Below are 10,207 nucleotides of genomic sequence, written 5' to 3'. Positions count from 1 at the left end.
CCATGATACGTTTTTTAATCAAATTATCATTTTTTTTATTTTTTATTTTTGTCATTATTTCATTTTTTGTAGCAGATCCAAACAGTAACCATTCTTCTAGCCCCAAAAATAATGAGACAACAACGAGCGATGTGATTATTGCTTTTAAGAAAGCTTTAAATGACCTAGGAGCATTTTGTGACCGTAATATAGAAACCTGCAAAGTAGGAAAATCATTTTTAAGTTCACTTGGTGAACGCGCATATTACGGTGCGAGAGCTGCTTATGAATATTTAGGCAACATATTAGGGAACAACAATAATATCAGAGATTTTCCCTAATGTTTCTTGCAAAATCGCAATACAAGAGTTCTTATAAAGCCATACAATGTTATCTTGAAATAAGGATTTTTAACGTTCTTTGTGTTATTTATGTTAGGAAGAATAAATATTTATTTTTTATAAGTGTATTTAAGAATGATTATTCAAACGAAACAGGACTAAAATAATGGCGGAAACAATCGGTAATATCATAGAGAACTTTTCGCTTTTGGATAATTGGGAAGATCGTTATCGTTATGTCATTGAGCTTGGTCATGAATTGCCACCTTTTCCGGAAAGCGCTAGAAACGATGCTCACAAAGTTCCTGGTTGTGTTAGCCAAGTGTGGCTTTTATCTTCACGTAATAACTCAGAAGATCCAATATTGACGTTTCAAGGTGATTCCGATGCTCATATTGTGCGTGGACTTATTTACATACTTCTTGCTTTTTATTCAGGCAAAAAAGCTTCTGAAATTCGCAATTCTGATGCTCAAGAGCTCTTTGAAAAACTTGGTTTAAATGAAAATCTTACACCACAACGATCAAATGGTCTGAAATCAATGATTAAACGGATTCGTAACGAAAGCTATATATAATCCCCTTGGTAGAAATTATTATATATACAAAAGCTTCACACAAAACATGTATACTAAAATCAAATTTATACACAAAACCATTATTTTCGCAAAATAAGATTATTTAGTTTTTTTCCGTTTACTTTTGCGTCCAAGACCCATTTCTTTGGCCAAAGCTGATCGTGTTTTTGCATAATTAGGCGCCACCATAGGATAAGAACTATCTAACTGCCATTTTTCACGATATTCCTCTGGCAACATTCCATAATGTGTCATGAGATGACGCTTTAGAGATTTAAATTTCTTTCCATCTTCAAGGCAAATGAGATAATCAGGAAATACTGAACGCTTTGGATTAACGGCAGGCCTTTGTTTTTCAACTTCGACTTCTGTTAACTCTAGATTTCCTGCTTTACGAAAAGCAGCATGGACATCAGCAATTAAACTTGGCACTTCAGTCGGTCGAATAGAATTATTACTCACGTAGGCAGCAACAATATCAGCAACCAATGTAATAACTAAATTGCTTTCAGTCTCTAAGACTGCACGATGTTCCATTCTTGTTTCCTTTAATTTAAAATTGAGTAATTCAAAATCGAGATATAGTGCATATACTCATGATATAAAGATCTCATGCACAAGAGTTTCATATTGTACAAAAATCTTTTTTGTCAATTCAATTATTCTATAAAATTGCCAAAACACAAAAAAATCAAATAAATACCTCTTTTTTGTCATAATATAAAATAAGAAAAACGAAATTATTACATGCTAAAATATATTTTTACCCTATAACATATCATACATAATATACAATACATTACAAATATAAAAAAATATAGGATAAAATTTATTTATTTTTTTTGATAATGTAAAAATAAAATTACTAATTATAAAAATATAATATATAAATTAGTATTTTTTATTTTGAATATTTATAATTGAGTAATTTTATTTTTAATAAATTTTAAATTTATTTTTATTATTTATACTTATTAAATTTAATAATAAATAACAATCTATATTATAAATAAGACACAGTGGAATTACTTATAATATAAAACTATTCATTAAAACGACATATAATATTTTTATGTTTTATACACAAACGAAAACACTTTAAATATACTTATTGCTTTCTATAAAGTTATAAGATTATACTGTTTCAAAAAAAATCAATTCTTTTTCTCATAGTTTAATTGTCTTACCAGTCACTTTCGTTATAAAAATGGTATTATATCCCTAGAAAACAATAGCTGTGATATGTAATGGACAGAAAGATATTAGTTTTAAAAATTATCATGGCGCTATTTTTACAAGTGAATAGAACTTATAGATTTTTACACTTGCATCAATAATTGTGATTCTAACATATAAACGAAGCTGTTAACATATTTTAATATAGGATTGTGTATGACCCGCACTTTTGCAATTCCTCCCAAAGCATCTAGAATCACTCATAAGGAAATATATCATGGTATTTTTCGTGATGATCCCTATCATTGGTTACGTGCGTCTAACTGGCAAGATGTTTTTAAAGATCCTAACTGTCTTGATCCAAATATTCGACATTATCTTGAAAAAGAAAATGCTTATCAATCAGCTCAAATGGCTGATACAAAACCATTACGAGATTTGCTTTTTACCGAAATGAAAAACAGGATCCACGAGAATGATAGTTCTGTTCCTATAAAACATGGTCCTTTTGCTTACGGATTCTCTTATGTTACCGGAGGCCAACAACCACATTATTTTCGGACACCAAGGAATGGCGGAGAAAAAAACGTGTACCTTAATGGTGATGTCTTGGCAGAAGGCAAAGAATATTTCAAATTTGGTTCAGTTCAAGAATCTCCTGACCATATACATGTGGTATGGACCTATGATGACAAAGGATCAGAATTCTATACAGCTAAAATTCGTAATTTTGAGACATTGTCTGACTGTATGGACACAATTACTGATACATCTGGTCAAATTGTATGGGATGCTAAATCTGAAGGTTTTTTCTATACTAAAATGGATAAAAATCACCGACCTTCAGAGCTCTATTATCACCGATTAAACACTGATCAATCACAAGATAAGCTTATTTTTCGCGAAGACAATCCAAGTTTTTTCTTAGATGTAAGCGGCTCTAAGCTTAACGATATTATTTATATTAATATTCATGATCATGAAACATCAGAGATCTGGTTGATTCCTGCTGAGGCGCCTTTTACTAATCCCCAATGTGTACGGAAACGACAAAAAGGTATTGAATATTCACTTACAGCAGGTGGTGATGTCTTCTATATTCTGACCAATCTAGATAATGCAAAAGATTTCAAAATTATGGTAGCGCCATATACATCCCCACAATCAGAAAATTGGTCTGAGTTTGTCCCACATCAGCTTGGGTGCCTAATCTTATCCCATGATGCTTATCAAGATTTTCTTGTCTGGATCGAACGGTTTGAGGGGCTTCCACGTATAAAGGTAATGGAACGTACCACTAAACAAGTTAATTCCATTGCTTTTACTGAAGAGGCTTATTCTTTAGGTCTACAAGGGGTTGCAGAATATAACAGTCCAACTATTCGTTTTTCCTATTCGTCTATGACAACACCTGATCAAGTGTTTGATTATGAGATGAAAAGTCGTAAACGAATGCTTTTAAAAACGCAAATAATTCCCTCTGGGCATAATAAAGATGCATATGTAACACGACGTATTACAGCAATAGCAGACGATGGTGAGAAGATTCCTATTTCACTTTTTTATCACAAAAACACTCCTCTTGATGGTGGTGCGCCTTGTCTGCTTTACGGTTATGGTGCTTATGGGATCTCTATTCCTGCCAGTTTCAATAGTAATATACTTTCTCTAGTAAACAGAGGTTTTATTTACGCGATTGCTCATATTCGCGGAGGAAAAGAAAAGGGAGTAGAATGGTATGAGAAAGGAAAACATCTCTTTAAGCACAATACATTTACAGATTTTATTGCTTGTGGGCGTTACCTCGTAAACAATAAATTCACTTCTCACGACCGGCTTATTGCTCATGGTGGTTCAGCAGGGGGGATGTTGATGGGAGCCATTGCCAATATAGCTCCACAGGATTTTGCTGGAATCGTAGCGAATGTGCCTTTTGTTGATGTCTTAGCGACAATGTTAGATGCTTCATTGCCACTCACACCTCCAGAATGGGCCGAATGGGGGAATCCTCTTGAATCAGAAGAAGATTATAAGCTTATTGCTTCCTATTCACCCTACGATAATGTCAAAGCTCAAAACTATCCCCCTATACTTGTGATGGCAGGATTAACAGATCCTCGTGTAACTTACTGGGAGCCTGCAAAATGGGTGGCAAAATTACGAGACTTAAAAACAGACGATAATGCAATTTTATTACGTATTAATATGGATTCAGGGCACGCTGGTGCAGCTGGACGTTTTTCAAAGCTAGAAGAAATTGCCTATATCTATGCATATATTCTAAAGATAACAGGGAAAGACTGTTGCTAATCCATAATATCTTTGTTTGAAAGTCCCTCATAATTTATTGGTTTATAGGGACTTTCATACACTAAAAAATTATCTAGATAGCTTAAAGTTCACATTCTTCATAAAGTTTCAAAACATAGTCCCAATTAATTAAATGGTCTACAAAGGATTCGAGGTACTTCGGTCGAGTATTGCGGTAATCAATGTAATAGGAATGTTCCCACACATCGACACCTAAAATAGGCCGAGCATTGTGAATTAAGGGATTTTCGCCATTAGGCGTTTTCATAATTTCAAGCTTGCCATCTTTAACAGCAACCCACGCCCATCCAGAACCAAATTGGGCACTAGCAGCAGCAATAAAATCAGCGCGGAATTTGTCGTAACCACCTAGATCAGCGTCAATAGCTTTTGCTAACTTTTCAGGAAGTTTTTGGCCACCACCATCTTTTTTCATCCAAAGCCAAAAGTGGTTATGATTGTAATACTGTGCTGCATTATTAAACAAACCAATATTTTTTCCAAAACTTTTTTTAACAATATCTTCAAGGCTTTCATTTTCTAAGCCTAACTCTTTCACAAAATTATTGGTGTTGTTAAGATAAGCGAGGTGATGCTTATCATGATGATATTCAAGCGTTTCGCGTGACATATAAGGTGAAAGGGCATCGTAATCATAAGGCAACGGGGGCAATTCAAAAGCCATTTAAAAATCTCCTCGATTCTAATTGTTAAGCTTACTTCATAAGCCTAATTTGCCATTTACCGAATTTAAAAGCAAATGTTGAATACCTATTTGTATGAAATTAGTTTTAATGTCTCTCTTTTTGTAAAAGAAGCTTTTAGGAAATGCATGCTCATTAATCAAAAGGTCCTCTGTCTATATAAAGATTGCTTCTGAAGATTTTTTACATCTATGAATGGGTAATAAATATCATTATCTTTTGAATAAAAAGTAAATGGAAATAGCTATTATTCCTTGTTTTTGTATCTATATTTTTTCAAATACCATATAAAATGTTTTTAATTTTTGCAAAACTCTTCTAACCTATAGGTGTATCATAGTGTTTTCAACAGAATATTAAGTGTTATTTTTTAGGAGATATTTCTCAATGTGCTTGATTTCATTTTATGGCGCTACCCATGAATAATATAATGTAAAAGCCAGTGGACATTACCATCTTTACGCTTAATAAAAGAGCACAGCAGCACTATCACATACTTTACCGGTCCCCAATGGTGACAGCTTTTATCTTAATGAAGCAAGATGAGATTTGAATATATCAAGAAAAGCAAATCATATGCTAATTTATTAGATACATGAGTAAACTACAAGATTTTCATTTTCTGTTCCTAGGACATCAATACAAAGAGCAAAATAATTGGTGGATAAATGGTTTCTACTTGTGTTAAAAGCACAACCGTATATCAGTTTCTGCTACGAATTTGTATCGATGCAATGCCATACAAGACTCAGGCACTTTATGATAAAAAAGTAAGGTCTTTGATTTTCAGATATTGCGTCCAATCACAGGAATCGCTATAAGGTGCAAGAGTCGCTATAAAGCATGTTTTTTTGGGGTATAGCCAAGCGGTAAGGCACCGGTTTTTGGTACCGGCATTCCCTGGTTCGAATCCAGGTACCCCAGCCAATTCTAGTGAAATTAGTTAATCAAATTTCAGCTTGAGAGTGGATCAATCCCCTTAACCGTCTGTTGCTATTCATAGCAAGTCTGGTAAGCTGAAAAACACCTATTTGTAGCGGGTTAGCTCTAAATATGGTAAGGCTTTCTTTTACTATAGCTATCGCTCAGAGAACTCTTTTAAAAGATTCTTTTCTATAAAACGAGGGGTAAATGATTTATCCGCACTTGCTTTAGAAAAACTATTTGGCTGGATTTTGTGCTCTGTAGCAACACCAGCGCGCAATTTTTCGTATTTCACCATCTTCATTACGTCGAACAGCGTAGCAATAATGCTGATTAGGAAACACATACCGCTGCATGTCACGTACCATACCAGCAGCATGTCCATAGGGTGCTACACAATCAATAAACCATACGTATTTTCCATTCTGCCAATTGGCATCGGATAAAAATTCTCCCTTTTCAAGCATAGATTGATGATTTTTTTCATCTAAAAAAGCCCAAGTGATAAAGGCACAAAATTCTCCACGTTCATTTTTATAGAGTTTATATTGCCCAGTCTGTAAGGCGGGTCCTATGTTGCGTTCAATATCCCAGATTCGCCAGCGGCGGTATAAGGGAGATGTAAGCATTAAAACAATCATGGCACCCAAAGCCGTAAGAGGATCTATGAGTGATGGTGATGAATTTTCATTTACAGACATTATCTTTCCTTTAGAGATTGTTCTAAAACTTTGGTAATAGGTTCAAAGAAATAGGAAATGAGACGCCGTTTTGAGGTAATGACATCCGTTGCCACAGTCATGCCAGGGATAAATTTAAGATGTTTGTTATTCAAAGTGATGTGATCTTGGTCAATTTTGATTAAAACAGCGTAGACACCATTAATTTCTTTATTATAGCGCGCTGTAGCGCCTACATTAACGACTGTGCCGTGGATAACACCGAAACGTTCAGAAGGAAAGGCAGAAAACTTGATGTAAGCACGTTGGCCCTTTTCTAAAAAACCAATATCTCGATTATCAAAAAACGCTTCAACAATGAGACCACCTGCATCAGGGACAATACGCATAAGCGTTTTACCAGCTTCTACAAAGCCGCCCAAAGTATGGATACTTAAATCATCGATACGTCCATCAACAGGCGCATAGAGTGATAAGTGGTCAAGATGGTATTGAGTGCTATCAAGCTTTGCTTTTAATCCTTGAAGATTCAGTTCTGTTTCACGCGAAAGTTGCCGATAGCGGGCGATTTCATCGGAAATGAGACTTTTCCGTTGTTGGCGGAGGGTGTTTATTTCGGCGGCATTTTCTTCCAAACGTCTTTGATTGGTTAAAATTTCATGCTCGACATTTTTAAAGTCATGTAAACGCTCTAAATAAACCGCTTGGCTAATGACTTTTGTTTCCATTAGGCTTTTTGCAGCCTTTAATTTCCCTTGGCTTAATTGACGATCATCTTCCAACCTATCTAATTGCGCATGTTGTGTTGCACCGCTGCGCTCGACGCGGTCCGCTTGTGCTTTTAACGCTCTTAATTTATCTTGGAGAGATTGAAGGGTAGCGCTAATGAGTTTTTCCCCTTCTATTCTTGCAGTCGTGTTGCCAGAAGGAGGAACTGGCAGATAGGCAAGCCCTTTGGTCACAAAATCTTTATCCAAAGGATCACTTTCATGTAAAGCTGTTAAAATAGCTGTTGCGATTTGTGCTTGAAGAGTTTGTTGCGCGATATCTGCTTGAACACGTGCGCACTCATTGAGGGCTTCACGAGGATCTAATTGAATAAGGAGATCGCCTTGATGAACAAATTGCCCTTCTTTTACAAGGATTTTCTCAATGCGTCCTGTATTTTGCGCTTGGACCAGCTGAACGTAAGCGGTGGGAATAACACTTCCTTGCCCCCGTGCAACAATCTCTGTTTTTGCGATAAAGCTGCCGATCACAATAAAGAGAAATAAAGCAATTAAAACAGCAACAACCATATGAAGCGTTGGTGACAAAGGGCGCAAATAGGGAGCTTTATCTGCCATTTTTTGCCTCCAAATCAGTAAAGTTTAAGACGGTTGCATGCTGAGGAAAGAGGTCACTTTTGTGGGTAATAACAAGAACAATACGTTCTTGCGAAAGTTTATATAAATGCTCAACAATTTGTGCACTGATAGTGTCATCCAATGCGGAAGTAGGTTCATCCAAAATAAGAAGGCTTGGGTTTATCAGAAAGAAACAAGCCAAAGCCAAGCGTTGGCGCTGACCACCTGATAAAAAACCACCTTGCTCTCCTACTTGAGTATTAAGTCCTAAAGGCAACTGAGCAATCAAATCGTGGCAAGCACTAACATATAGTGCAGCGTCGATTTCATCTTTAGTGGCATCTGGTTTAGCAAGAAGCATATTCTCAAGAATGGTTCCGGAAAAAAGGCAAGGATTTTGAGGAAAATACGCGATTGTTTCACGCACGCTACGGACATCAAAATTCTGTAAAGGTTGGGCGTTAATCAATATCTTTCCGCTTGTTGGGGGATAGAGTCCACAAAGGAGCTTCGCCAAGGTTGTTTTTCCGCACCCTGAAGGACCAAGTAACATAATTGGTTGCCCAGGTTGTAAACAGACATCAAGATGATTGATAATGGACTTATCTCCATAAGAAAAACAGAGATCGTTGGCTTCAAGATGAGGAGGAGCGCTGAGTTGAAGAGGCGGCTTTTCTTCTTCCCATTCTGAAGGGGAGTTAAGAATATCGCCCAAACGAAGACGAGAGATTTTCAAATGCTGCCATTCTTCCCATAGGGATGCAAGGCTTAAGATAGGACCAGAAACATTTCCAGCGAGGAGATGAAAGGCAATAAGTTGCCCTAGCGTAATCTGGTTTTGAAGAACTGCCTGAGCACCAAAAAAGATAATAAAAATAGTGAAAAGATCACCAAAAATATGGCTCATGGCTCCATTGAGAAGATGCAATTTACTGGTTGTAAGGCTTTGATCTAAACTACGGGCTAGAGTTTCTTGCATGCGTATCGTATGAGCAGATTCTTTTACGTGTGCTTTAATGGCTTCAAGATTGGTAAAACTTTCAATAAGGCGCGATTTATGGACAGCTTGCAGAGTGAAAGCACGGCGTAATTGGCGGCGCAAGAAGGGACCGACCAACGCTAAAGAACCCATTTGTAAAGGTAAAATGATAAGGACAATAAAGGTCAGTTTTGGACTAATGGAAAAGAGTGCAGCAATATAAATAATGGCAAAGAGAACATTTAGCACAGTTGTGGCGATGGTTCCTGTTAAAAAACCGCGAATTGTATCAACTTCTCCAATACGTGAAAACAATTCTCCCACTTGCCAACGGCGTAAAGTGGGCAAGGAGAGACTTAAAAGATGGGTGTAAATGCGCCGTCCAAATTCTAGCGTAAGCCGATTGGCTAAATAAGCTCCTAAGTAGCCTGATAGAGTGCTAAGAGCAGTGCTAAACAGCATGATAGCAACCATCAAGACAACGATAGCATAGAGACTTTCAATACGCTGAAAAGGGAGAATACGGTCGATAATCGCTTGAAAAATAAAAGGATTCACCAAGCCCAGCAAACGCAAAACAACAGCAACGCAACTGAGTTCGATGACATAATAGATATATTTCTTTGTTGTTCTTGTAAACCAAGAGAATGATACAGGTTTTTCTTGTGAATGACTCATTTGAATTTATGATTTTATTTAAGAGAAAGAGCGATTGATGTCGCATATTTAAACAGTATTGTAAATAGTATTATATTTATACAAAATATACATTTTGTGTGAATATAATATAAATGTAATGTATTTATTGTTTATACAGTATTTTATTGTTATTTATACAAATTATGTTTGACTTATTATAAAATGAATAATAATGAAATTCCCACTGTATCGTTGTGATACAGTTATTTTTAATAATAAAAGGAGGATTTAAATGGGTAGTTCAAGCTCATCAAATGATTCAAGTAGTAACTCACATCCAAAAAGTTGGCTTTTTCCAGAAGATGATTATAGTACAGGCGCTCATGCCCAAGCAGCAGGTACAGGTGGCATCATAGGAGACGTAATAGGAGGTATTGCTGGACCGGGAGGTGTCAGTTCTGGCTTACTCGGTGGAGCAGTAAGCGGCGGAATAGGAGGAGCTGGTGATTCAAGTAGTAACTCACATCCAAAAAGTTGGCTTTTTCCAGAAGA

The 10,207-nt window shown here is 36.2% G+C and carries 8 protein-coding genes, 1 tRNA gene and 1 pseudogene; 5 read left to right on the top strand and 5 right to left on the bottom strand.

All coding sequences use genetic code 11. The features are described 5' to 3' along the window. Positions 1 to 2: 2 nt before the first annotated feature. Together ACFIKE_RS06915 and ACFIKE_RS06910 are read left to right on the top strand one after the other, a co-directional pair. A complete protein-coding gene (locus ACFIKE_RS06915; RefSeq protein ID WP_375625729.1) occupies positions 3 to 320 on the top strand; it encodes a DUF5330 domain-containing protein in 318 nt (105 codons plus the stop codon). Between the two features lie 166 nt (positions 321 to 486). Next, positions 487 to 897, top strand: a complete 411-nt coding sequence (locus ACFIKE_RS06910; RefSeq protein ID WP_273724544.1) for a SufE family protein — start codon at positions 487 to 489, stop codon at positions 895 to 897. Positions 898 to 996: 99 nt separating this feature from the next. Here ACFIKE_RS06910 and ACFIKE_RS06905 read toward each other — a convergent pair whose 3' ends face one another. After that, the gene (locus ACFIKE_RS06905) at positions 997 to 1,434 is read right to left on the bottom strand and encodes a MucR family transcriptional regulator (RefSeq protein ID WP_012754848.1); all 438 of its coding nucleotides are present in this window, start codon (positions 1,432 to 1,434) and stop codon (positions 997 to 999) included. 855 nt (positions 1,435 to 2,289) lie between these two features. Between ACFIKE_RS06905 and ACFIKE_RS06900 the strand changes: the two genes are divergently transcribed. Further along, a complete protein-coding gene (locus ACFIKE_RS06900) occupies positions 2,290 to 4,383 on the top strand; it encodes a S9 family peptidase (RefSeq protein WP_375648835.1) in 2,094 nt (697 codons plus the stop codon). Between the two features lie 82 nt (positions 4,384 to 4,465). Here ACFIKE_RS06900 and ACFIKE_RS06895 read toward each other — a convergent pair whose 3' ends face one another. Then, positions 4,466 to 5,068: a superoxide dismutase gene (locus ACFIKE_RS06895; RefSeq protein ID WP_375625105.1), complete on the bottom strand. Its 603-nt coding sequence runs from the start codon at positions 5,066 to 5,068 to the stop codon at positions 4,466 to 4,468. 871 nt (positions 5,069 to 5,939) lie between these two features. Here ACFIKE_RS06895 and ACFIKE_RS06890 point away from each other — a divergent pair. Next, positions 5,940 to 6,014, top strand: a tRNA-Gln gene (locus ACFIKE_RS06890). Between the two features lie 233 nt (positions 6,015 to 6,247). Here ACFIKE_RS06890 and ACFIKE_RS06885 read toward each other — a convergent pair. Genes ACFIKE_RS06885 through ACFIKE_RS06875 form a run of 3 tightly spaced genes read right to left on the bottom strand, consistent with a single transcriptional unit; the run spans position 6,248 to position 9,694 of the window. Next, positions 6,248 to 6,712: a toxin-activating lysine-acyltransferase gene (locus tag ACFIKE_RS06885; RefSeq protein WP_375648832.1), complete on the bottom strand. Its 465-nt coding sequence runs from the start codon at positions 6,710 to 6,712 to the stop codon at positions 6,248 to 6,250. Next, positions 6,712 to 8,037, bottom strand: a complete 1,326-nt coding sequence (locus ACFIKE_RS06880; RefSeq protein ID WP_375648830.1) for an HlyD family type I secretion periplasmic adaptor subunit — start codon at positions 8,035 to 8,037, stop codon at positions 6,712 to 6,714. The genes ACFIKE_RS06885 and ACFIKE_RS06880 overlap by 1 nt, the downstream gene beginning before the upstream one ends. Then, entirely contained in the window at positions 8,027 to 9,694 is a 1,668-nt protein-coding gene (locus tag ACFIKE_RS06875) for a peptidase domain-containing ABC transporter (RefSeq protein WP_375648828.1), read from the bottom strand. Before ACFIKE_RS06875 ends, ACFIKE_RS06880 begins: the two co-directional genes overlap by 11 nt. 253 nt (positions 9,695 to 9,947) lie before the next feature. Here ACFIKE_RS06875 and ACFIKE_RS06870 point away from each other — a divergent pair. After that, positions 9,948 to 10,207: pseudogene (locus tag ACFIKE_RS06870) on the top strand (hypothetical protein); the annotation flags it as partial.

It is taken from the genome of Bartonella sp. MU70NMGDW (assembly GCF_042194085.1).
GTDB classification, from domain to species: domain Bacteria; phylum Pseudomonadota; class Alphaproteobacteria; order Rhizobiales; family Rhizobiaceae; genus Bartonella; species Bartonella grahamii.
This window is presented reverse-complemented; position numbering and strand designations above follow the sequence as displayed.